Origin of the sequence: Salinimicrobium tongyeongense, from assembly GCF_026109735.1 — a bacterium.
GTDB lineage: Bacteria > Bacteroidota > Bacteroidia > Flavobacteriales > Flavobacteriaceae > Salinimicrobium > Salinimicrobium tongyeongense.
Genome location: NZ_CP069620.1, coordinates 692,416 through 714,788 on the forward strand (window position 1 = coordinate 692,416; position 22,373 = coordinate 714,788).

The 22,373-nt window shown below is 43.2% G+C and carries 22 protein-coding genes and 1 tRNA gene; 8 read left to right on the forward strand and 15 right to left on the reverse strand.

Annotated elements, in window-relative coordinates; translation table 11 throughout:
- Window positions 1-17: 17 nt before the first annotated feature.
- Together JRG66_RS03070 and JRG66_RS03075 are read left to right on the forward strand one after the other, a co-directional pair.
- Window positions 18-2,000, forward strand: coding sequence for a RagB/SusD family nutrient uptake outer membrane protein (locus JRG66_RS03070; protein ID WP_265164278.1), 1,983 nt, complete (start codon window positions 18-20; stop codon window positions 1,998-2,000).
- A gap of 703 nt (window positions 2,001-2,703) precedes the next feature.
- Window positions 2,704-3,882 carry a PepSY-associated TM helix domain-containing protein gene (locus JRG66_RS03075; protein ID WP_265164279.1) on the forward strand — a complete coding sequence of 393 codons (1,179 nt, stop codon included), beginning with the start codon at window positions 2,704-2,706 and terminating at the stop codon, window positions 3,880-3,882.
- A gap of 519 nt (window positions 3,883-4,401) precedes the next feature.
- Here the strand turns inward: JRG66_RS03075 and JRG66_RS03080 are convergent.
- From JRG66_RS03080 to JRG66_RS03125, 10 genes are all read right to left on the reverse strand, one after another.
- Window positions 4,402-5,208, reverse strand: a complete 807-nt coding sequence (locus JRG66_RS03080; protein ID WP_265164280.1) for an SDR family oxidoreductase — start codon at window positions 5,206-5,208, stop codon at window positions 4,402-4,404.
- A gap of 11 nt (window positions 5,209-5,219) precedes the next feature.
- Window positions 5,220-6,419, reverse strand: a complete 1,200-nt coding sequence (uxuA, locus tag JRG66_RS03085) for a mannonate dehydratase (protein ID WP_265164281.1) — start codon at window positions 6,417-6,419, stop codon at window positions 5,220-5,222.
- Window positions 6,420-6,513: 94 nt separating this feature from the next.
- Complete coding sequence (locus tag JRG66_RS03090) at window positions 6,514-7,803, reverse strand: TRAP transporter large permease (RefSeq protein WP_371875324.1); 1,290 nt, start codon at window positions 7,801-7,803, stop codon at window positions 6,514-6,516.
- Window positions 7,800-8,267, reverse strand: a complete 468-nt coding sequence (locus JRG66_RS03095; protein ID WP_265164283.1) for a TRAP transporter small permease — start codon at window positions 8,265-8,267, stop codon at window positions 7,800-7,802. Before JRG66_RS03095 ends, JRG66_RS03090 begins: the two co-directional genes overlap by 4 nt.
- A gap of 2 nt (window positions 8,268-8,269) precedes the next feature.
- Window positions 8,270-9,262: a TRAP transporter substrate-binding protein gene (locus JRG66_RS03100; RefSeq protein WP_265164284.1), complete on the reverse strand. Its 993-nt coding sequence runs from the start codon at window positions 9,260-9,262 to the stop codon at window positions 8,270-8,272.
- Between the two features lie 58 nt (window positions 9,263-9,320).
- Entirely contained in the window at window positions 9,321-10,346 is a 1,026-nt protein-coding gene (locus JRG66_RS03105; protein ID WP_265164285.1) for a sugar kinase, read from the reverse strand.
- Between the two features lie 154 nt (window positions 10,347-10,500).
- Window positions 10,501-11,169, reverse strand: a complete 669-nt coding sequence (locus JRG66_RS03110; RefSeq protein ID WP_265164287.1) for a bifunctional 4-hydroxy-2-oxoglutarate aldolase/2-dehydro-3-deoxy-phosphogluconate aldolase — start codon at window positions 11,167-11,169, stop codon at window positions 10,501-10,503.
- A 12-nt stretch (window positions 11,170-11,181) separates the two neighbouring features.
- The gene (locus tag JRG66_RS03115; protein WP_265164288.1) at window positions 11,182-12,222 is read right to left on the reverse strand and encodes a sugar kinase; all 1,041 of its coding nucleotides are present in this window, start codon (window positions 12,220-12,222) and stop codon (window positions 11,182-11,184) included.
- A 498-nt stretch (window positions 12,223-12,720) separates the two neighbouring features.
- On the reverse strand, window positions 12,721-13,521 hold the full coding sequence (locus tag JRG66_RS03120; protein WP_265164290.1) for a BamP family beta-assembly machinery protein: 801 nt from the start codon (window positions 13,519-13,521) through the stop codon (window positions 12,721-12,723).
- Window positions 13,522-13,640: 119 nt separating this feature from the next.
- Window positions 13,641-14,435 carry a BamP family beta-assembly machinery protein gene (locus JRG66_RS03125; RefSeq protein WP_265164292.1) on the reverse strand — a complete coding sequence of 265 codons (795 nt, stop codon included), beginning with the start codon at window positions 14,433-14,435 and terminating at the stop codon, window positions 13,641-13,643.
- Window positions 14,436-14,664: 229 nt separating this feature from the next.
- Between JRG66_RS03125 and pepE the strand changes: the two genes are divergently transcribed.
- Window positions 14,665-15,372, forward strand: coding sequence for a dipeptidase PepE (gene pepE / locus JRG66_RS03130; RefSeq protein ID WP_265164293.1), 708 nt, complete (start codon window positions 14,665-14,667; stop codon window positions 15,370-15,372).
- A complete protein-coding gene (locus JRG66_RS03135; protein WP_265164294.1) occupies window positions 15,359-16,288 on the forward strand; it encodes a glutaminase in 930 nt (309 codons plus the stop codon). Before pepE ends, JRG66_RS03135 begins: the two co-directional genes overlap by 14 nt.
- Here JRG66_RS03135 and JRG66_RS03140 read toward each other — a convergent pair.
- The 4 genes from JRG66_RS03140 to JRG66_RS03155 form a co-directional block, all read right to left on the reverse strand.
- Window positions 16,266-16,871 (reverse strand): alpha-ketoglutarate-dependent dioxygenase AlkB family protein, encoded by a 606-nt coding sequence (locus JRG66_RS03140; protein WP_265164295.1) that lies wholly within the window; start codon window positions 16,869-16,871, stop codon window positions 16,266-16,268. The genes JRG66_RS03135 and JRG66_RS03140 overlap by 23 nt on opposite strands.
- A 74-nt stretch (window positions 16,872-16,945) precedes the next feature.
- A complete protein-coding gene (locus tag JRG66_RS03145; protein ID WP_265164296.1) occupies window positions 16,946-17,767 on the reverse strand; it encodes a GNAT family N-acetyltransferase in 822 nt (273 codons plus the stop codon).
- A 205-nt stretch (window positions 17,768-17,972) separates the two neighbouring features.
- A tRNA-Gly gene (locus JRG66_RS03150) sits at window positions 17,973-18,045 on the reverse strand.
- Between the two features lie 53 nt (window positions 18,046-18,098).
- Window positions 18,099-18,551: a GNAT family N-acetyltransferase gene (locus tag JRG66_RS03155; protein ID WP_265164297.1), complete on the reverse strand. Its 453-nt coding sequence runs from the start codon at window positions 18,549-18,551 to the stop codon at window positions 18,099-18,101.
- Window positions 18,552-18,582: 31 nt separating this feature from the next.
- Between JRG66_RS03155 and JRG66_RS03160 the strand changes: the two genes are divergently transcribed.
- Genes JRG66_RS03160 through JRG66_RS03175 form a run of 4 tightly spaced genes read left to right on the forward strand, consistent with a single transcriptional unit; the run spans window position 18,583 to window position 21,496 of the window.
- Window positions 18,583-19,143 (forward strand): ClpP family protease, encoded by a 561-nt coding sequence (locus JRG66_RS03160; protein ID WP_265164298.1) that lies wholly within the window; start codon window positions 18,583-18,585, stop codon window positions 19,141-19,143.
- Window positions 19,144-19,145: 2 nt separating this feature from the next.
- Window positions 19,146-19,442 carry a GNAT family N-acetyltransferase gene (locus JRG66_RS03165; RefSeq protein WP_265164299.1) on the forward strand — a complete coding sequence of 99 codons (297 nt, stop codon included), beginning with the start codon at window positions 19,146-19,148 and terminating at the stop codon, window positions 19,440-19,442.
- Complete coding sequence (locus tag JRG66_RS03170) at window positions 19,443-19,886, forward strand: GNAT family N-acetyltransferase (protein WP_265164300.1); 444 nt, start codon at window positions 19,443-19,445, stop codon at window positions 19,884-19,886.
- Window positions 19,883-21,496: a L,D-transpeptidase family protein gene (locus tag JRG66_RS03175; protein WP_265164301.1), complete on the forward strand. Its 1,614-nt coding sequence runs from the start codon at window positions 19,883-19,885 to the stop codon at window positions 21,494-21,496. Before JRG66_RS03170 ends, JRG66_RS03175 begins: the two co-directional genes overlap by 4 nt.
- A gap of 4 nt (window positions 21,497-21,500) precedes the next feature.
- On the opposite strand, the gene JRG66_RS03180 is transcribed toward JRG66_RS03175, so the two are convergent.
- On the reverse strand, window positions 21,501-22,256 hold the full coding sequence (locus JRG66_RS03180) for a murein L,D-transpeptidase catalytic domain family protein (protein ID WP_265164302.1): 756 nt from the start codon (window positions 22,254-22,256) through the stop codon (window positions 21,501-21,503).
- Between the last annotated feature and the right edge of the window lie 117 nt (window positions 22,257-22,373).

Here is a 22,373-nt window from a genome sequence, read left to right on the forward strand (position 1 = left end):
ATTTAAAATAAGCAATTATGAAATTTATTAGATATATATTTGTCATCCTTACCACCCTGCTTGTTATGAGCTGTGAAGTTGATGACTTTCTTGACAGGGAACCTCTGTCTGACGTCACGCCCGATGCTTACTTAAACCGAGAAGCCGATCTTGCCGCTTATACCATTGCCCGATACAACTTCCCCACACATGGGGGATGGGGAATTGGTACTTTTGCACAGGATAACCATACCGATAATCAAGCAACTACCGGCTACAGTAATATCTGGGCTCCCGGAGAATGGCGGGTACCTCAGTCAGGCGGTATATGGAATTTTGGAAATATACGGCAGCTTAATTATTTCCTTGAAACAGTGGTTCCAAGATGGGAAGCCGGAGAAATTGAGGGAACACCTCAAAATGTTGAACATTACATAGGAGAAGCTTATTTCCTTAGAGCTTATGAATATTTTCAAAAAGTTGAAGCAGTAGGTGATTTCCCTATTGTAACTAAAACCCTTAAAGATGATTTAGAAGAACTAATTGCAGAGTCTAAGAGGAGACCAAGAAATGAAGTAGCACGTTTTATCCTTTCCGATCTTGATATTGCAATTGAACTTTTACAGGAGACACCGCCTAATGGCAAGAACAGGATTTCAAAATATGCAGCACTTTTATTAAAATCGCGAGTAGCACTGCATGAAGGCAGCTGGTTAACCTACCATAAAGGCACTCCATTTGTACCAGGTGGCCCTAATTGGCCCGGAACAGGTTTAGTCAATGATTTTGAAATTAGTATAGATGCTGAAATTGATTATTTTCTCACTGAGGCGATGGATGCATCTTCAACAGTTGCAGATGCTATCTCATTAGTACCTAATATTCCTAATGATGATATTGGTTACAACTCCTCCAGCAATCCATATTTCACCATGTTTGGTTCAGATAATCTAGAGTCTTATGAAGAGGTTTTATTGTGGAGAGATTACGACCCAACTTTGGGTGTAAGTCATAACGTAAACCATTACATAAACCAGAATGGTGGAAATTCTGGATACACCAGAAGTTTTGTAGATAACTTTCTAATGACAAACGGACTCCCCATATATGCCCCTGGATCTGGTTACGCAGGAGATGATTTTATTGAAGATGTTAAAGTGGACCGCGATCACAGGCTTCAGCTTTTTATGAAAGCACCGGGTGAGCTCAGATTAATTGACGCCACAGAACCCGGCGGCAGTCCAATTCTTATTGGAATACCTGAAATAACAGGTTTACAGGAAACAAAAGATGTAACCGGATACTCCATTAAAAAAGGTTTCTCCTACCTTCAAAGTAACACTGAAGGAAATAATGGCTCTACAGGTAGTATTGTTTTTAGAGCTGCAGAAGCATATCTTAATTATATTGAAGCTTCATACTTAAAAGAGGGAACAGTGAATGGAAAAGCTACTGAATACTGGCAAGCAATTAGAGAAAGAGCTGGAGTAAATCCAGATTTTACAGTGACAATTGCAGCAACAGATATTTCAAAAGAGGCTGAAAATGATTTTGCCGCTTATTCTGGTGGTATACTTCTTAGTGATCCCGTGTTATACAACATAAGAAGAGAGAGACGAAGTGAACTAATGGCTGAAGGAATGCGCCTTTTTGATTTAAAACGTTGGAGAGCATTAGACCAGCTAAAAAGCGCCCCTCATATTATCAAAGGCTTTAAACTTTGGGGGCCTATGAGCGAATGGTATGAAGACGAAGATGGAAATTCTATCTTAATAGAACCTGGGGAAAGTGGTGTTCCTAATGTTTCTAGCAGTGATGAAAGTGATTACCTGATGCCATACAGGATAAACGTTGGTTCTGGGAACCTTGTAAGTGACGGATATTCTTGGGCGTATGCTCATTACTTAAACCCAATTGCCACAGAGCATTTTCTTATTACGACGACCGGAGGAGCATCTGAATCTGTAATTTATCAAAACCCGGGTTGGACTAAAGAAGCCGGAACAGGAGCTAAATTTTAACCTTAAAAGTAATACTATATTATTGTCCCCTGGTTCTCTTAAAGAAAACCAGGGGACAAATTTTTTATTGTAGTATAGTGTTGTCCTATTAAATAATTAAACAGGAGCTAAGGTCATGAATAACTAACAATAAAGCCATTTAGTTTGAATGAATAGTGAACTTTACTTATTAAATAGAATTAAATTTCACTGTGAATCTGCTGTTGTAAAAATATAGAATTCTGGTTCTAACAGCGATGCGATCCTGATTCTTTCACTGGACTACAATAATTATAATTTTAAAAAAATAGACTTCATTAAAGTTTAAGCAGGTCTCTGATTGTTGTCCTTCCGGTATTTAATTAAAAACACTTCTTCAAAAATAATTTGATTAAGATTATATTCACGAACATCACTAGCAACCTATCCTCCCTCCTCCTCCCAATTTAAAAAAAGTCTAAATAACAATTGGAGAAGTTAGCTGCGCTAAGTAACTTAGCCGCCACTTTTATTTAGACTTAATCTAAAGTAAAATGAACTTACAGCACTGTCGCTTTCTGCTTTGCCAGACACCCTTTTTGGATGCAATGATATTTCGCAGCCTAGATTTAGCTGTATGGCAAAGTGCCACAGTTAAGAAGAGAAAGAACAAAGCTTTTATAAAACTATAATTAAACCGGCCCCCAAAAGTGCTACTGGCATTAGGGACCTTTTTTATTTTCTCATGAAAAAGAAGGATAAGAAAAGTAAATCGAATTTTAAAAAATGGATAAGACAAATCCACCTTTACCTGGGGCTGCTTACCGGCGCAGTGGTGTTTGTTGTTGCCATTACAGGCTGCCTTTGGGTTTTTCAGGAAGAGATAAAAGCGCTTACCAATGACCTTCCCGAGATTGAAGTAAGGAACACTGCTGTACTTACCCCTTTAAAAGCCAAAGCTCTTGCTGAAGAGGTTTTACCTGGCAGATATGTACATGGCACGCTTTACGGAGAAGAGAACGAACCTGTAGAGGTGATCTTTTATGAAATGGAACCCGAATTCTATCAATCTGTGTTCCTGCACCCCTATACAGGCGAGGTGCTGAAAGTTGAAGACCACATGACAGGCTTTTTCCATTTTATACTCGACGGCCACATGTACCTGTGGCTCCCCCATGAAATTGGAAGTCAGGTAGTAGGCTGGAGCACCTTCATTTTTTTCCTCATGCTGGTTACGGGGATAATTCTATGGTGGCCTAAGAATAAGAAAATGAACAAACAGCGGTTTTCTTTTGACTGGAAGAAAACCACGAAATGGAAACGAAAGAACTTCGACCTGCATTCCGTAATGGGATTTTATGTGAGTTTTTTAGCAGTAGTTATCGTTTTCACAGGTCTCGTCATGGTCTTTGAGTGGTTTGCCGAAGGCGTCTACAAAAGTATGGGAGGAGAAAAAGAAGTGGTTTTTACTATTCCTGAAAACACTTCCGGTGCTTTTATTGCTACTGAAAATCCGCCTATAGAATCCCTCATCGAAGATCTTAAAAAGGAATATCCCGAAGCTTTAGACCTGGAGATACATTATCCTTACACAGATACTTCGAGTATTTATGTAGAAGTAGCTTACCAGGATGGTGTTTACTACAGTGCCGATTATCGGTTTTACGATCAAAATACCCTGGAGGAAATTGAAACCCCCAGCGTTTACGGAGTTTATGAAGACGCAGGTTTTTCAGAAAAAGTACTCAGGATGAATTATGACATTCACGTGGGTGCCATTGCCGGCCTGCCCGGAAAGATTATTGCTTTCTTTGCCAGCCTCATCTGCGCCAGCCTTCCGGTTACAGGCTTCCTGCTATGGTACGGACGCAAGTTCAAAAAGAAAAGCCCCAGGTTTAGAGCCAGAGAACTGGAATTCACCTGATTATCTTCTTCGGAAAATTTCATTTTACAGCAGAAGAAATTTGCTGAAAAAGGATCTTTTTAATGCTGAAATCTCTTCTGCTTGTTTAGAAGTTTCAAAGACCTGAAGGGAATTCAGATATTAAAATTTCTCTTCCCAAGACAGAAAAAGAGGCTGAAGGTATTTTCTAAGAAGATTATCTATTCTTTCTCTATACCTGTCTAAAAGTGGAAAAACCTGCCTCCTTTTTCAGCAGCTATTTTGTTCGCTAAACTATAACAGGTCTTGTATTTCGTAAAAGCCTCTCATGACGCAAGGCTGCCGCAATTTCTTTTCCCAAAGAAAATCCGGTGGAAGCAGGTAACCTACTTTAATCAGTTCCCCACGGTTTCGTGTTTCAGGTTCTATTTACACCAGGCTAGCTGCTACTCCCGCCCGCCGAATTTTCAACACAGCCCTAAGCTGTGCCCCGGCTGCTTTTAGCAAACCTGTCGCCCACCCCAAAAGAATATTTTTCTTTATGCTCACATGTCTCTCAATTTACACCCCGCTAAAAGCTCCAAAACCACCATCTACAGGTATTACCGTTCCCGTCACAAAAGAAGATCCTTCTCCTGCAAGCCAGTTGGCTGCGCCCTGCAACTCTTCAGGCTTCCCAAATCTCTTCATTGGCGTTTGGTTTACAATAGTCTCGCCACGCGCGGTTAAACTGCCATTTTCATTTAACAATAAACTTCGATTCTGCTCCCCTATAAAAAATCCGGGGGCGATGGCATTTACCCTTATTCCGTCTCCATATTTTTGGGCCATTTCTACAGCCAGCCATTTGGTGAAATTGTCTACACTTGCTTTTGCTGCGGAATAACCCAGCACTCGTGTAAGCGCCCTTTGAGCAGAAAGTGAGGAAATATTTATAATACTCCCACTTTTTTGCTCCACCATTCCGCTGGCAAATACCAGGGTAGGAAGTACGGTTCCCTTAAAATTCAAGCCGCTAACCTTGTCGAGCGCATCGAGATCAAGATCAAAAAAACTCTGATCGGGGCCTATGGTAGCCCCTTTTTGATTGCCTCCGGCAGCATTGACAAGGATATTTACATTTCCATATTGCTTTTCAATCTCCTCTTTTGCAGATCTTAAACTCTCCCTGTCAAGAACATCTGCCACAAGTGCTATGGCTTTACCGCCGTTGTTCACGATCTCGTCGACCCTGGCCTGCGCAGTTTCTGGGGTACGCCCCAGTATGCCTACCTTCACTCCTTCAGCAGCCAGCCCTAGGGCAATCGCTCCCCCCAATACTCCGTTACCACCGGTAATAACAGCAACTTTATCTTTTAAATTATTCATTTTTACTACAATTATTCGTTTTCAAAAGATTTTACAATTCCCATTTCCAATCCTCTCAATTCGGCTAAACCTCTTAACCTTCCAATAGCCGAATATCCGGGATAAGTGGTTTTTACAAGATCGTCTAACATTTGATGCCCATGATCTGGCCTCATGGGGATGGGGGCTCTTTTTTGCCCTTTTTGACACTCATAGAAAGTGCGAACAAGCTTGTACATTTCTGCACTGCCTTCAAGATGGTTGGCTTCATAGAACCTGGAATGGGCCTCGCGCTGCACCGATCTCAAATGCACAAAATAAATTCGGTTAAAATAGGTTTTAATGATGGTTGGCAGATCATTTTTTTCTGAAGCTCCAAAACTTCCGCTGCAAAAGGTGAGTCCGTTGGTCATTTGCGGCACCCGACTAAATATATATTCAAGATCCTCTATGTTGCTCATAATTCGGGGCAGCCCCAAGACCGGCCATGGCGGATCATCTGGATGAATTGCCATGCTTACGCCGGCATCTTCTGCTACGGGGATCACTTCCTTTAAAAAATCTACCAGATTGTCCCGAAGTTGTTCTGCTGAAACTCCGTCATAACTCTCCAGTCCCTGTCTGAGTTTTTCCAGTGTAAAACCCTGCTGATCGCCGGGCAATGCCATTAACAGGCTCTTACTGAGCCGTTCGATTTCTTCCTTCTTCATTTGAGGAAACCGCTTCCTGGCTCGCTCTACCATTTCGGGTTGATAATCTTCTTCTGCATTTTTCCTTTTCAGAATAAAAAGGTCAAAAACAACAAGATCTTCGAGGTCGTGCAGCAATGCCGTGCTTCCATCTTCCAACTGGTATTGAACATTGGTACGCAGCCAATCCAGCACAGGCATAAAATTATAGCACACGCGGAAAATACCACTTTTGCCAAGGTTTCTCAGGCTCTGCTTATAATTTTCGATGTATTTTGCTTTATCGGCCCTTCCCTGTTTAATATGCTCATGTACCGGAAGGCTTTCCACCACATTCCAATGTAGTGGAAACTTATTCTTCCTGTTACTTTCCTCCAACAGGTCTTTTCGCTTCTGAATTTCTTCAAGGCTCCACACCTCCCCTACCGGAATATGATGTAAAGCAGTGACCACACCCCTGGCACCTGCCTGTTTTATATCTTTAAGGCTTACCGGGTCGTGAGGCCCATACCACCTCCAGCTTTGTTCAAAAATTTGTGTCATTGTATTTAATTATTCATCTAAAGAAGGTTATTTTCCAACTAACGGAGCATGTGTTCCAGAGGTACTCCTCCATAATATGTTTTTCATATTTAATCTATTCAAATAATCTGGGTAACCACAAACTAATTTCAGGTATAAAAGTCACCAGCATTAGTACAATAAACATAGCTACATACAAGGGCAGGAGAGGTTTTATTACTTTCTGAATACTGGTTTTTGCCACACTTACCCCAATGAACAATACCGAGCCTACGGGCGGGCTACACAGGCCCACACACAAATTCATTACCATCATAATTCCGAAGTGAACCGGGTCAACCCCAAGTTCGGTTACCACAGGAAGAAAAATGGGCGTGAAGATTAAAACGGCCGGGGTCATATCCATAAATGTTCCAACAAACAACAACAGCAGGTTTATGATGAGGAGAATCACAAAAATATTGTCACTCAGGCTTAACAGCGCATCGCTCACTGCCTGCGGAATATTCTCATAAGACATCACCCAGCTCATGCTCATCGAGGTAGCAATGAGCAGCATTACTATAGCCGTTGTCCCTACCGAACTCAAGAACACGCTGTGCAGGTCACTTATCTTCAATTCTTTATTGATGAAAGAAAGGATAAGGCAGTACAGCACTGCAATTCCCGATGCTTCGGTCGCTGTGAATATTCCTGAAACTATTCCTCCAATTACCACTACCAGCAATAACAGGCTTGGCAGGGCCTGAAGGAAAGTGACCAGTATATTTTTTAGATTCGCCGGTGCCCCTGCCGGGTATTTCTTCTTTTTGATCCAAACTGCGGCTACAAGCATGAGAGCCAGCCCCATGAGGATTCCTGGGAGATATCCTGCCAAAAACAACGATGCAATAGACACTCCGCCGCTCGCCAGGGAATATACAATAAGTACGTTGGAAGGTGGAATAACAAGTCCGGTGGTTGAAGCCGTAATATTCACAGCAGCCCCAAATTGTTTGGAATAACCTTCTTTTTCCATGGCAGGCCCTAGGATGCCACCCATGGCCGAGGTCGCGGCCACTGCCGATCCTGCTATGGCTCCAAACAACATGGCGGCAACTACATTAACATAGATCAAACCTCCCGGTAAAGCCCCCATGAGGGCTTTTGCAAAAGCAATGAGCCGGTTGGCAATCCCTCCCTGATTCATTATTTGACCTGCCAGTATAAACAGGGGAATGGCCAAGAGTGAAAAACTATCGAGACCGGTGGCCATACGCTGTGCAACGGTAGTAAATGCAGCCAGACTATCTATAGACGCCAGGATAGTAAGTATACACGAAATCCCAATTGACCAGGCAACAGGTACTCCAATAGATAAAAGGATAATAAAGGAGAGTACCAATATCAATACTTCAGACATCATACTAAATACTTTTTGGAATTAAAGATCTCGTGCATTTTATAGTAAATAACCAGCACTCCGCTAAGCGGCACTACACTGTAAACCCAGGATAGTGGCACCCCCAGTGCTGCCGAAGACTGCCCTAAGAGGTCATTTACATAAACCAGGTTTCCTCCTCCAATTACGAGAACCGTCAGACTAAAGAGAATGATGAGGATATTAATAAAGATGCGAAGCTTTACTCTATTTTCGGGGTTGAGTTTTGGAGGTAGAATATCTATCGCCAAATGTGTTTGTTGCCCCGATGCATAAGCTGCTCCCAATATCCCAATCCATATAAAGAGGTACCTTGCCAGCTCTTCGGTAAATGAACTGGGGGAATTCATAAGGTACCTTGAAAATATTTGCCACAAAACCGACAGCACCATGAGCACAAGAAGTACCACCAAAAAACTGCCCAGGATTTTATTTACTTTACTTCTCATAACTATTTGATTTCCTGAATAGCCTTAATTAGTTCTTTCATTTCTGGATCTTCTGAAAACTCTTCGTACATAGGCTGTACTTTCTGCCTAAAGAGTTCTTTATCGGGGTACAGCACCGTAACTCCTGCTTTCTGAATTTCATCTAAAGCTTCCAGTTCTGCTTTGCGCCATATCTCTTTTTGGTATTCTGAAGATTCCATAGCTGCCTCTTTCAACCATTTTTGTTCCTGTGAACTCAAATCATTCCAAATCAAAGTGCTTATCAGCAGTTCATCGGGAAGGGCAGTATGTTCATTCATTACAAAATATTTGCATACCTCATAGTGGCGGGAAAGGTAAAAACTGGGTAAATTATTTTCAGCTCCATCTACAATCCCCTGCTGTAAGGCAGTGTAAAGCTCTCCCCAGGCAATGGGCGTAGGCGAACCTCCCAGGTGTTTTACCATGTTGATAGCCGTAGTGCTTTCCATTACCCGCAGCTTTAATCCTTTAAGAGCTTCTGGCTGTTCTACCGGCACCTTGGCATAAAAACTTCTACTCCCGGCATCGTAAAAAGTGAGACCTTTTAAGCGTTTATCTACACTTTTATTCAGAAAACTTTCCCCAATCTCACCTTCCAGCACTTCAAATCTATGTTCTCGGTCGCGGAATAGAAACGGAAGCCCGAAAAGCTGCAGGCTCGGAACAAAATTCTCCAGAACACCTGTAGATACTTTGGTCATTCCAAGGCTTCCTATTTGCAGGAGTTCGAGACACTCTCTTTCTGAACCCAGCTGCTGGTTTGGATAAATGTCTATGGTCATACTGCCCCCCGATTTTTCGTACAAACGCTCTGACATATACACCATGGCTTTATGAACAGGATGAGAAGTATCAAGGCCGTGTCCAAGTTTTATTTTCCTTACATCACTTTGGTCATCACATCCTGCTAAAATTAGAAGCAGGAAAAGAATTAAACCAGAGTGATATATTTTTTTCAGTTTAAGGATATTCATTCTTTTGATGTTAATTAGTTCCCGGAATTTGGTGATTTCTCTGCCGGTTGATCAAATTTTATCTCTTAATTCTTCCATCAGTTTTTCCTTTTGCCACTTCAAGCACCTCCTCTACCCCCACCAGGTTAACATCTCCCATGTGGGTATGTTTTAAAGCACAGGCAGCATTGGCAAAATTGAGCGCCTCTTCATCACTAAAATGCTTTAATCCATAGATAACTCCTGCCGCAAAAGCGTCACCTGTTCCTATACGGTCTATCACATTGGTGATTTCAAGCTCTGTGGTTTTCAAATATTTTTCACCATTCCAGCATTGGCCATAGATCTTTTGCCACGAAGCATTCACACTGGTACGCACTTTGTCGAAAACCTTTTTTATCTTCGGAAATTTCTCCATCAACGCCCTGCTACCTGCAATAAACCCTTCTTTATCTGAAGAAAAATTGGCATCAAGCAGTTCATTGATCTCATTCACGCCTCCTATAAATATCGTGGAAAGGGAAACCAGGTCTTCAAGCACCTCCCGGCTGCTTCTTCCGTAATTCCAGAGATTACTCCTGTAAGCCAGATCTACCGTAACAGTTATTCCTCTTTTTTGCGCCAGTTCAAGACCGGCTTTTAAGGTTTGGTAAGCTCCTTCAGACACTCCCGGGGAAATACCGCTCCAGTGCAAAAATTCAGCATCAAAAAGCACTTTTTGCCAGTCTACCTGTTCAGGAGAAATATTTGCAAAAGAACTGTGAAGACGGTTATAAGAAACCTGACTTGAACGCAGAGAAGAACCTACTTCCAGAAAATAAAGCCCCAAAGGAAAATTGACCTTTTTGACTGCCGAAACGCCAATCCCATACTTTCGCAGCGTGGCCAGGGCGGCATCACCTACTATATCGTTTGAGATATTGGTCACGTGTTGAACTTCTACCCCCATATTAGCGAGCGAAGCACCTACATTCATCTCTGTTCCCCCAAAAAAGAAATCCATTTGGGTCGCCTGCAAAAGCTTCCTGTTATCTGATGGTGATAAGCGCATCAAAACCTCACCAAAGGTGATGATCTTTTTTGTTTCTGAAGCTTTTTCCTGCATGTGTATTATAAAAGAGGCTGACTTAAAATTAAGGCTTACATCTTTTTAAGATCGAAGTATAACTGAAGGTGTTTTTCATCCTGAAGTACCAGTACCCGGAGAAGTCTTTCCTATTTATGATCGCAAATTTCAAGGCAGCCCCTGCTTTATTGTCTTATTTTTTTAGCTTTTTGATTAGATCCAGAGTCTCGCTTACCATTTTTTCAAGACCTGCATAATCTTTATTGGCGATGACCTCTTTTGAAATTAATTTAGATCCCATCCCTACACAGGTTACCCCGGCATCAAACCAGCCTTTTAAATTTTCTTCGGTGGGAGAAACGCCGCCGGTAGGCATAATGCTGGTCCAGGGTTGTGGTCCTTTAATTCCTTTTACGAAAGCGGGGCCATAAGTTCCTCCAGGGAAAAGTTTCACGATCTCGCATCCCAGTTCCTCGGCACGAGCTATTTCTGAAAGTGAGCCACAGCCGGGAGACCATAGCACCTTTCGGCGGTTACACACTATGGCAATATCTTCTCTTAAGACCGGGGTAACGATAAAGTTCGCCCCCAGTTGCATGTATAGAGAAGCTGCGGCAGCATCGGTCACAGAACCCACTCCCATAACCATTCCCGGAAGTTCTTTTATTGCGTATTTACTTAACTCCCCAAACACTTCGAAAGCAAAATCACCACGGCTGGTGAATTCCATAAGACGGGCACCCCCATCGTAACAGGCTTTCAGTATTTTTTTAGCCACTTCAACATCCTGGTGAAAAAATAGAGGAACCATCCCCTGATCTTTCATGATTGATGCTACTTCTATTTTTGAGTATTGAGCCATAACATTTACATTTTATCGGGCAACACGGCCGGAGGCGTCACCGCCCATTAGTTTTTTCACTTCATCTACAGTTACCAGGTTAGCGTCACCTTTAATAGTATGTTTTAAGGCTGATGCTGCTACGGCAAAATTCAGGGCATTTTGATCATCTTCAGGGTATTTCAGTAATCCGTAGATCAAACCTGCCATAAAGGAATCTCCTCCTCCAACACGGTCTACTATGTGAGTAATATTATATTCAGGAGATTTGAACATGGTCTTACCATCATAAAGAACACCGGCCCAGGTATTGTGGGAAGCTGAAAGTGAACCTCTTAAGGTAGTGATCACTTTTTTGGCGTTGGGGAATTTTTCCATCATTTGCTCACAAACAGAAAGAAAAGCTTCAGCCTTTACGTGCTCTCCCTGGGTGGTAATATCCAAACCTTCAGGTTTAATTCCGAAATGCTTCTCTGCATCTTCTTCGTTCCCTAAAATAATATCGCAATAGGATGTGAGTTCGGTCATGATCTTTTCAGGTTCAACCCCATATTTCCATAGCTTCGCACGATAATTAAGATCGGTTGAAATAGTTATTCCTTTAGCACTGGCAGCCTTTACTGCTTCAAGGCAGGCATCGGCTGCTCCCTGTGAAATTGCCGGGGTAATACCCGTCCAATGGAACCAGCCTGCATCCTCAAACACCTCATCCCAGTCTACCATTCCCTTTTCAATTTGAGACATGGCAGAGTGGGCACGGTCATAAACCACTTTACTCCCGCGGCTAACCGCACCGGTCTCTAAAAAATAAATTCCCAGGCGTTCTCCTCCAAAAATGATCTTCCCGGTACCTACATTTCTTTTGCGCATTTCCATCAAAGCGCACTCACCAATGTCATTTTTAGGAAGGCGGGTAACAAAATCTACCGGCACCCCGTAATTGGCAAGAGATACTGCCACGTTAGACTCACCTCCGCCATACACCACATCAAAACTTGTTGCCTGCGAAAACCGCAAGTGCTCCTGAGGGGCAAGACGTAACATTATTTCTCCAAAAGTCACTACTTTTTTCATAAATCTGTGTTGATTAAATATAATACATATTCCAGCTGTAGCCCTTGCAGATGCAGGCTAAGCTGTTTTAAAATTCAAAATATTCTTTTGCATTATGGTAACTGATATTCGCTACTGTCTACCCTAAAAGATCATGTTACGGGGTAGTTCTCCTCTTGGCATTTATTCCCCGAACAAGTTACATAAAAGTTTGCTAAAATTCTCATGCCGAAGAAAAGAAAGGAGCGCCTGAAATGAGTCTACATCCCAATAATAACACTAACCAGCTCCATATTGTAAAGTGCCATCTGGTGCTTTTAAAAACTTATACCTGAAGCTTACTTTGTTACCCAGCTTTAAAACAGCAAATTACATTTAAGACCCAACAAAGAAAATAAGAAATAAAATAAAAATGCAATAGATTACCTGTAGTAAGAAAATGCATATTACAGGTACAAAAAAAGCATCAGCGAAAATTAATCCCGCTGATGCTTAGAGTTATTATTTATAAAAACCTTCTTACCTCTTCATAAATTCCGTGCTTTGCAGCACCATTAGGTCCAGGAGCTGTAGTTCGTTCTCTTTTTCTAACAGGGCGTGTGATACGCCTTTTTTATGCAGATATGCGATAAAGGCGAGAATTTCTTCTTTGTCTATTTTTAGAACTTCCTGGAAAAATTCACGGTCATACCGCCTCAGCAACTCCCGCTCAAGCCGGTCATAACCTGCTCTTGCCCTTAGTATTTCCTGAGACCTGTCTTTTGGGGCCGGAGCTACAAGGTCTACAAGACCGCCAATGATCTTTATGGGCTGAAAACCATATTCCATATTTGCCGGCATTCCCGGATTTGCAATACCTGTCTGGCTATCGGGTGAAAAGCTATAATCCATACCCATGACTTCAGCGGCAGACCATGTGGGCAGGTCAAGTTCGAGAACGGGAATATTTTTAAGGTCGGCTGCAAGGTTTCCGGTGAGGTTGTGGGGCTTAATCACCACTTCTGCCAGTTCATTGATATCTTCGGTGATTTCTACCTGCAAGATTCCCGTGCTCATCACATGCTCATCAACTACCACCAGGAGATCCCTGTATTGTACAGCCGAAATGTAAAGAGAATCTTTCAAGCTCGCACTAATAATAAAATCTCCATTCCTGTTGGAAACACTACCTTTCCCGGTGTTTTTATTATAAATACTAATACCCTGGGCGTCGGCTTCCGCAGGTACTTTTATGCTCCCCTTAATTTCGACTTCCCCTATAGATTGAGCAGCAGCCGTAAATGTTGTGAAAAGCAAAACAAAAATGTAAATATGCTTCATATTATTAATAACGACACAAATCTGCCATAATTACATCAAAATTGCAGTAACTCAAAAAAAGGTATTACAAGTCAGGTCTCAAAAATGTCAAATTCGGTAAGTATTTTTATTACTGGCTCTTAATCTTCCGCAGGAGAACCCGCCTGCCGCTGTTTAAATTTCTGGCTTTGCGCCACAAGGAACTCAATTAACATCATCTCGTTCTCAGGTTGCAGCATTTGGTCGGTAAGGCCGTTATCTGCAGCAAAATATATGAACTCTTCTATCTTTTCTTCGGAAATATTCAGCTGTTCCTTGAAAAATTCATCATCATGCAGCCTTAGAATCTGTTCATCAAGATCATCGTCACCGCCCAGGGTTGTGGTCACATCACGGGAGGTAAAAATGTTCCGGAAGATATTGGCAAAGTCCATCCCGCTGTAAATCATTCCGCTGCGCATGGCTGCATTGGGGGGAGAAACCAGCGAATCGGGTCGAAAAGTGTGATTATACGGATTAATTTCTGCGGCCGATTTTGTAGGAAGATCGGTTGGGGTCACAGGAATGATCTTTACATCTACCTCTACATTTCCCGAAAGGTCATAAGGGCTCACCACAACTTCGGGTAGTTCGGTAACAGCTTCTGAAAGAAAAACGTTGAGCTGCCGGTTTTGAACCACCCCTTTGTCTACCACTACCGAGAAATCCTGAAATTGCAGGGCCGAAAACTGCAAAGTATCCCCGGCTGTTACCCGAATAGTGAAATTGCCATTGTCATTGACCACGGTGGCACTTTTGGCAGTTCGGTTCACTACGGTAATACCTTTTGGGCTCTCCCCAACAGGCGGCGTAACACTTCCGTTAATTTGCACTCTGTCCTGGGACAGCACTGTGCACGAAATAAAGAAAATAAGACAGGATAATAATGATTTCATAGTGCTGGTTTTCTTAAAGGAACAAAATCTAATCTTTATAAAAATTTAATTCGCGACTAAACTTTCGTTAAATATCTCTTCCGCAGAGAGAATCGCTGTTACTGCTCAAAATGCCTCTCTCCAGCCTTTTCTTCTCGATTTTATTCGACTTTCCCTACAGAATTGGCCAAATTTTAGAATCTCCCTGTGCCATATTTTTTAATTTTACATCAACTACTAAAAAGCCCGCATGAAAAATCTCGTTCTTGCCAGTACTTCTACCCTGCACGGCCAGGAATATCTTGAATATTTGCTGCCCCTCATAAAAAGCCATTTTAGGGACTGCAGTAAAATTTTGTTTATCCCCTATGCCCGCCCCGGCGGGATCTCCCATGAAGATTATACTGCAACAGCCGGAAAAGCCTTTGAAAAAGCCGGACTCCAGGTTCACGGAATCCACGAATTTGATTCTCCTCATGAAGCTGTGAAACAAGCTGACGGCTTCTTTACCGGTGGCGGAAATACTTTTCTGCTTGTCCAGCAACTTTACAGGAACGACCTGCTTCCTGCGCTTAAAGAGGCCATAAATAAAGGGGTGGCCTATTTAGGTACGAGCGCCGGAACCAACATTGCCGGCCTAAGCATGAAGACCACTAACGATATGCCTATAGTTTACCCGCCTTCCTTCAATACCCTGGGCATTGTACCCTTCAACATCAACCCGCATTACCTTGATCCCGATCCTGCTTCAACCCATAAAGGAGAGACCCGGGAAACCCGTATCAGGGAATTTCACAGCCATAATCCGCAACCCGTGGTAGGGCTTCGCGAAGGAAGCTGGCTCGAGGTAAAAGGAAAAAATATTAAACTGAAAGGCGACCTTACCGCCAGGATTTTTGAAGCCGGGAAGGAAGCTTTTGAAGTAGAACCGGAAACCCTGCTGAATGACCTCAACTAGCGTAGATTATCAAAAGATCCTCAACCAGATCAACCAGGAGTTCATAGACCAGCCAAGGTCGGGCAAAGTGGCATCTTACATCCCCGAACTTGCCAAAGTACCGTCAAGCAAATACGGCATGCACCTTTACGATCTCGATGGCAACAACTACTGCTTTGGCGACAGCAAAGAACGCTTTTCAATACAGTCTATCTCAAAAGTGTTCACGCTCTCGCTCGCCATGAAAGTAATGGGAGATAAGTTGTGGAACCGCGTGGGCGTTGAACCTTCGGGCGATCCCTTTAATTCCCTCTCGCAGCTCGAAAACGATTCGGGAATTCCCAGGAATCCGTTTATTAATGCCGGGGCACTTGTAGTTGCCGATGTGCTGGTCTCGTCTTTTAGCAACCCCAAGGCTGCACTGCTCACCTTTCTTCATGAAATTACCGGAAATCAGGAAATTGCGTTCGACCCTGTGGTGGCAGCCTCCGAACAATCTAAAGGTTACCGCAATTACGCCATTGTGAACTACCTTAAATCTTTTGGAAATATTGAGAACGATGTAGAAGACGTGCTCGATTTCTACTTTCACCAGTGCTCCATTTCCATGTCGTGCAAAGAACTGGCCAATGCCTTTATCATATTTGCCAATAACGGCACCACCATAGAATCTGAACGTGAATTTCTCACCGGCCGCCAGGTGAAAAGGGTAAATGCGCTCATGCAAACCTGCGGATTTTACGACGAGGCCGGCGAATTTAGTTTTGAAGTGGGTTTACCCGGAAAAAGTGGCGTTGGCGGGGGCATAGTTGCCGTTCACCCCGACAGGTTTGCGGTGGCCGTGTGGAGCCCGCCGCTCAACCCAAAAGGAAATTCGGCACTGGGAATGGCATCGCTCGAACGGCTCACTACCCTCACCGGGTTTTCGATCTTTTAATATTTCTGAAGGTGAGGTTGATACGCATATGCTTTATTTTCTTTGACTTCGGAAGGCTGTGCAGCCAGTTTTTCTGAGTATCCCCCGCCATAAGCAGTAAACTTCCCGGCTCAAGCTGAAGTTCTATTTTTTCTGCTGAAGTCTTGTGCTTAAACACAAACCTGCGCTCCACGCCCAGGCTCAAAGAGGCAATGGCCGGCTGTTTTCCAAGTTCCGCTTCTGCATCACTGTGCCATGACATTCCCTCTTCCCCGCTGTGGTAGAGATTGAGCAGGCAGGAATTAAACTCCAGGCCTGTTGCTTCCTGCACTTTTTCCCGCAGGGCTAACAACACCGGAATCCAGAGCTTTGCCTTTTTTGTCATTTTTGAATAAGTGTATTCAAACTCCATATCTCCATACCAGGCGGTTTTTCGGGCAGTGACAATTTTTTTCCCAAAGATCATTACTTCATCATGCTGCCAGGCCACTTCTTCAAGCAAATTATTGAAAAAACGCTGCGCTTCAAGGTGGGTTAGTATTCTTCCGAAGTAATAACTCTCACCGTCACGCGGCAAAATATTTGGAGGATAAGCTTTTTTCATTGCTGAAAAATGAAGGTTTGTGATCTTTCTGAAATGAAGTTACTAAAATTTTCAGGCGGCACCCAATAGTTCCTTCAGCGGGAAGAAATATTCATCTCCATCTCAAACTGGTTCACGGGGTTCGAAAAATGGCATTTCTGAAGTGTGTCTATCAGCTCTTTTCTCGCGGCATTCAGGTTTTTCAGCTTAACTTCTTTTACAACCCGGCCTGCAGCAGTTAAAAGTTCCAGGTAATTTTCGCTTTTTGAGAACAACTGAAGGATATTCCCTGAAATATCGATGACCAGGTAAGCTTCAGGAGAAGCCCGATCTCCCAGGCACCAGGTTTGAACCCGCTCTTCCATTAACTTTACCGTGCTTGCCGAATTTTCCCAGGCATAAAGCCCTTCGTTGTAAAGTCCGCTTCCCATTACCTCCGAAAAATGGCATTTTTGAAGCCTTTTTTCCGAAGGAATTTCAGGAAGGGATCCGGTGAAACTGCTAAGTTTCCGTGTTGTTTGAAAACCTATGCGCTTATACACTTTTATGGCCCTTTCATTTTCGCAGATCACCTCGAGCAGGCATTTTTCAATTCCTTCTGCTTTTAAGACAGGAATGGCATGTGCGTACAATTTGTCTACTACCGCAAGGCCGCGATAACCCGCAAGTACGCCGGTACCGGTATTATATGCGGTTAACTGCCCTTGGTGGAAGTCTATGCCGTGAATTACAAAACCCACCAGCCGCTCATCGTCAAACATGCCAAAAGACAGCTCCCAGTTCACCCTTGTGGCAGCAAAGCGCCCTTTCCAGTAATGGAGTTCTTCGGGAAGCTTTACAAAATAGCCTTCAAAAGCCAACAAGAAGCAGGACATTACTTCTTCTAAGGCCAGGCTGGCCAGGTTCTTAATTTTCATGAATCTCTTTAGAAAGGACCAAATTAAATGAATTTTTCTATGGATTCGATTTATTAGTTTCGGGATTCGTAAAAAGGGAAGTCTGTTGAAGAATTAGATTAAACCTTTTAGATGAGGGAGACCGGGTTCCCCTCGACTCCTCTCGGGACAGGCTTCTCACCCAATCTCCCGCAAAAAAAAAGCCCCGACTATCGTCGAGGCTTTGAGCGGGAGACCGGGTTCGAACCGGCGACATTCAGCTTGGAAGGCTGACGCTCTACCAACTGAGCTACTCCCGCGTTGATATTGCTCTGCAAATATATATCGAAACTTTTTATTGCTCAAGAAAAATTTACAGCTTTTTTAAAAAGTGATAGCCCCTTATTTCATAACCTTCATTGAGGTAAAATTTGTGACTGCGAAAATTATGCACGTAACTGTTTAATTCTGAAGTCTCACAACCTTTTTCGGCTGCATACTTATAGATAAATTCGAACAGTTTTTTTCCCACACCTTTGCCCCTGAATTCCTCCCTGATAAAAATATGATCGGGTTCACACGAGCGGCCTGCATAATGCCGCGTCATAAACCACAGCCCGAATACTCCCAGCGTTTGCCCTTCACTGCTTATCTTAAAACATTCGTAATTTTGATCAAACATTTCAGAAAACCTCTGGCTAAGGATCTCGTCTGAAAACTGCTGCCCCATTAACTCCTGTATCATAGGCAGTATCTGCGGAATTTCTTCCTTTAAAATCTTGTTAAATGCAAGGTTCATCCCCTTCTTTTCTGCAAAAATAGTCATATTTTTAGCTACCAATCATTTAAAAATTCCAATGAAAGACACAGATAAACCCGGAAAAATTCAGGACCGCATCGAACAGTCCCTGCTTAACGACAGAAAAATATTTTTGTGGGGCACAGTTAATGAAAAGACCGCAAAACATGTCATTGAAAGGATGATGTACCTGGATGCTACCGGAGAAGATGAAATACAATTCTACATAAGCAGTCCCGGGGGTTATGTAACATCGGGCTTTGCAATCTACGACACCATGCTAAGCCTAAACAGCCCCGTATCGACAATTTGCACAGGGCTCGCTGCCTCAATGGCTTCCATTTTACTTTCGGCGGGTGCCAAAGGACGCAGGTTTGTTCAGCCGCACGCCAAGGTGATGATACACCAGCCAAGCGGTGGAGCACAGGGCCAGGCTTCCAATATCGAAATCCAGGCCGCCGAAATATTAAAGATCAAGGAGCAAAGCGCCAGGATTCTTGCCGAAAATTGCGGCCAGTCCTACGAACGCATCTATAAAGACTTCAACCGTGACTACTGGATGGATGCATCAGAATCTGTTGACTACGGAATCGTAGACGAAATACTTCAAAAAAGATAAATATGAACAAAGATATTCAGCATAAAGAAACAGATGGAAAAGGCATGTTCTACATTGAGGATGATGGGGATATAGTTGCTGAACTCACCTACACGCTTCAGGACAACAATGTAATGACCCTTGACCATACCGAAACCGATCCCAAATACACGGGAGAAGGCCTGGCCAGCAGCCTTGTAAAGCACAGCGTAGACTACGCCAAAGAAAAGGATTTAAAAATTGATCCGCTTTGCGCCTATGCCGCCAAGCAGTTTGAAAGGCATGAGGAGTACCGGGAGGTACAGGCTACTGAAGGATAAATGATCCGGAAAATATTAGCCGAAGAGACTTATAAGGTCCGCCAGGAAGTACTACGCCCCGGCCGACCTTTAAAAGAGTGCTTTTTTGAGGGCGATCTCGAAGAAGACAGCATTCACCTGGGATATTTTGTGGAAGAACAACCAGTAGCTGTTGCCACTTTTGTAGCCCGTAAAAATGCCATTTTTGAAACCCCAATACAGTACCAGCTTAGAGGAATGGCGGTTTTGCCTTCCCACCAGGACAAAAAACTGGGTGAAAAACTGCTGCTTAAAGGGGAAGAACTCCTAAAGAGCAAAAATCCTGATATTTTATTGTGGTTCAACGCCCGGGAAACTGCCGTTGCCTTCTACAAAAAGTACGGATATACAACTACCGGCCCTGCTTTTATGATCCCAAACGTGTGCATGCATGTTGTGATGTACAAAACACCTACTAAGTTATGAAAAAGAGCTTTTTACTACCCTTAACCATATTATTTTTAAGCCTTGGCGCCTGTACCGGCGACAAAAACAACCCGGCAGACAGGGCTTCGTCTGACAAGGCCTCGGAAAAAATTGCAGAAGCCTCACCCGATGGCATTAAGACAGAAATATCTTCCAAAAATGACATTTTTGAGGGGGGACTTTTGGAAGAGGTATACAGCGAAAGAGCTTATAAATCTCTTTGGCGTGATGGCGAAAGCGTCCATTCCCTCTATAACAGCCTGCAGGAAGCCAATGAAGAAGGCCTTAATTTTAAAGATTATCACGGAAAGGAGATTGACTCCCTGCTCTCCATTCCCGATCTTAATTCGCAACAGGCGGCCCGCCTCGACCTGCTACTTTCAGATGCGTTTATCACCTATGCGCGGCATTTATACTTCGGAAAATTAGATCCGGAGAAGCTGCACGAGTTCTGGGGAATTAGCCGGAAAGAAAAAGACTTCAAAAAACTTTTGAAAGATGCTGTTGAGCAGAAGGAAGTAAGCTCAATTCTCGAAGGCCTGAAGCCCAATCACCACGTATATGAAGGCCTGAAGAAAAGCCTGGCCGATTATAAGGAGCTGAAATCTCAGGAAAAAAAGATCAATAAGATCTCTCGCGGAGAGCTCATTGAGCCGGGGCAGACAGATCCCCGAATTCCTGCCATAGCACAAAGGCTTCAGGAGCTTGAGATCTTTAAAGCAGATACTTCAGAAATAGGACAAACTTATTCTGAAGATTTGACAGATGCAGTGAGAAAATTTCAGCAAAAGAAAAGTATACAAACCGACGGGATTATAGGTAATGCCACCATTGATGAGCTGAACAAAGGCCCCGAAGAAATTTACCATCAAATACTGGCAAACCTCGAAAGGTGGCGCTGGTACCCGCGAGACCTGGGGGAGCATTACATCCTTATCAATATCCCTAATTTTAAGCTTGCAGTAATCAAGGATGGCGACACGGTGAGGCAACACAATATAATTGCCGGAGCCAAAGAACGCCCCACTCCAATTTTTTCTGACACCATAGACCACCTGGTGATCAACCCTACCTGGACGGTTCCGCCAACGATCAAATCTCAGGATGTACTTCCAAAAATGGCAGCAAACCGCTCTTATTTAAGTGATAACAACATGATCATCACCAACCGCAGCGGGGAACGTGTAGATCCTTCAAAAATTGACTGGAGCAGCGATGAGGCCTTAAATTACAATATAACGCAACGTGCCGGCCCTGCCAACCCGCTGGGGCGGGTAAAAATCATGTACCCTAACCAATACCTTATCTATTTGCACGACACTCCTGCCAAAAGCCTGTTTAGTCAAACCCAGCGCGCAGAGAGTTCGGGTTGCGTGAGGGTTGAAAATGCTGTTGATCTGGCTGCTTACGTGGTAGAGAACCAGGATGACTGGCAAAAGGAAAAGATTCAGGAGATTATAGCAACCGGGGAAACCACTACTGTAAAAGTGAACCGGCCCATCCAGGTCCATCATTTTTACTGGACTGCCTGGCGGGCCGGAAATGAAACTGTTATCTTGAATGACGTGTACGATCTCGATGAACAGATCTACACGAAATTAACTGACTAGCTTTTTAAACAGACCGGGAATTCAAATATGTGGAGTTAGAGATATAGTCCTTATTCGTGTGGTAAATGAACAGGGCCGACCCTCCTTTGATCTTATTGATGATCTCTTTGGAAACTTCGGTAGGCACGGCCGGGCATCCGTAGCTGCGGCCTAATCTGCCAAGTCTTTTGATAGCTTCTTCTTTGGCGTAATCTGCTCCGTGAATCACCACATAGCGCTCACGGGCATTTGAGTTGAAGTCTTCTTCCATCCCATCGATGAAAAGCGAAAGGCCGTTTTTTCCGTAGTAAGTTTCCGCGGTAACATAAAATCCGAGGGAACTTTGCAGGGAATTAGGGGTGTTAGAAAATTTGGTTGCCATATTCCCACCGGTATTCTTGCCGTGCGAAACGTAAGTGTGGTAAAGGATCTCATTGTTTTCCATATCAAGGATCCAAAGCCTTTTTTCAGTTGAAGGAAGGCTGAAATCTACGATACTCAACAATCTGTTTTCGATCTTTTCTTCGTTTTCAAGTTTGTTATACCCGGTAATTGCATAGGCAAAAGAAACTTTTGAAGGCATTTGTGCATTAACAGCGGCGAATTCCTCATAAAGAAGATCAATTTTTTCTTCGGCAGATAATTCGGTTTTTACGGTAGCCACTTCTTTTTCAGAAGTTTTTTCAGCAAAAACTTTTTCGGAATTTAAGGAATTGGTGGTAAAGGCGAAGGAGGCACTTATGGTAAGAAGAAGAGCAAATACAGTTGTTTTGTTTATCATATCTTTTTGTTAAATAGTTAGTTACCTATAATGTTTCAAAGGTCATACCAAAAAGGGAAGATGATCAATTAATTCAGTAATAATGAGCATTTTAACATTCACCTCCTCCTTTTATAA

Bases quoted from the DNA above. Each gene is read 5' to 3' on its own strand.
- JRG66_RS03125 (WP_265164292.1), bottom strand. From the start codon at position 14,435: ATGAAATCATTATTATCCTGTCTTATTTTCTTTATTTCGTGCACAGTG.
- JRG66_RS03145 (WP_265164296.1), bottom strand. From the start codon at position 17,767: ATGAAAATTAAGAACCTGGCCAGCCTGGCCTTAGAAGAAGTAATGTCC.
- JRG66_RS03175 (WP_265164301.1), top strand. From the start codon at position 19,883: ATGAAAAAGAGCTTTTTACTACCCTTAACCATATTATTTTTAAGCCTT.
- JRG66_RS03090 (WP_371875324.1), bottom strand. From the start codon at position 7,803: ATGATGTCTGAAGTATTGATATTGGTACTCTCCTTTATTATCCTTTTA.
- JRG66_RS03070 (WP_265164278.1), top strand. From the start codon at position 18: ATGAAATTTATTAGATATATATTTGTCATCCTTACCACCCTGCTTGTT.
- JRG66_RS03170 (WP_265164300.1), top strand. From the start codon at position 19,443: ATGATCCGGAAAATATTAGCCGAAGAGACTTATAAGGTCCGCCAGGAA.
- JRG66_RS03110 (WP_265164287.1), bottom strand. From the start codon at position 11,169: ATGGCTCAATACTCAAAAATAGAAGTAGCATCAATCATGAAAGATCAG.
- JRG66_RS03105 (WP_265164285.1), bottom strand. From the start codon at position 10,346: ATGCAGGAAAAAGCTTCAGAAACAAAAAAGATCATCACCTTTGGTGAG.
- JRG66_RS03100 (WP_265164284.1), bottom strand. From the start codon at position 9,262: ATGAATATCCTTAAACTGAAAAAAATATATCACTCTGGTTTAATTCTT.
- JRG66_RS03075 (WP_265164279.1), top strand. From the start codon at position 2,704: ATGAAAAAGAAGGATAAGAAAAGTAAATCGAATTTTAAAAAATGGATA.
- JRG66_RS03180 (WP_265164302.1), bottom strand. From the start codon at position 22,256: ATGATAAACAAAACAACTGTATTTGCTCTTCTTCTTACCATAAGTGCC.
- JRG66_RS03155 (WP_265164297.1), bottom strand. From the start codon at position 18,551: ATGACTATTTTTGCAGAAAAGAAGGGGATGAACCTTGCATTTAACAAG.
- JRG66_RS03120 (WP_265164290.1), bottom strand. From the start codon at position 13,521: ATGAAGCATATTTACATTTTTGTTTTGCTTTTCACAACATTTACGGCT.
- uxuA (WP_265164281.1), bottom strand. From the start codon at position 6,419: ATGACACAAATTTTTGAACAAAGCTGGAGGTGGTATGGGCCTCACGAC.
- JRG66_RS03140 (WP_265164295.1), bottom strand. From the start codon at position 16,871: ATGAAAAAAGCTTATCCTCCAAATATTTTGCCGCGTGACGGTGAGAGT.
- JRG66_RS03080 (WP_265164280.1), bottom strand. From the start codon at position 5,208: ATGAATAATTTAAAAGATAAAGTTGCTGTTATTACCGGTGGTAACGGA.
- JRG66_RS03095 (WP_265164283.1), bottom strand. From the start codon at position 8,267: ATGAGAAGTAAAGTAAATAAAATCCTGGGCAGTTTTTTGGTGGTACTT.
- JRG66_RS03135 (WP_265164294.1), top strand. From the start codon at position 15,359: ATGACCTCAACTAGCGTAGATTATCAAAAGATCCTCAACCAGATCAAC.
- JRG66_RS03165 (WP_265164299.1), top strand. From the start codon at position 19,146: ATGAACAAAGATATTCAGCATAAAGAAACAGATGGAAAAGGCATGTTC.
- JRG66_RS03115 (WP_265164288.1), bottom strand. From the start codon at position 12,222: ATGAAAAAAGTAGTGACTTTTGGAGAAATAATGTTACGTCTTGCCCCT.
- JRG66_RS03160 (WP_265164298.1), top strand. From the start codon at position 18,583: ATGAAAGACACAGATAAACCCGGAAAAATTCAGGACCGCATCGAACAG.
- pepE (WP_265164293.1), top strand. From the start codon at position 14,665: ATGAAAAATCTCGTTCTTGCCAGTACTTCTACCCTGCACGGCCAGGAA.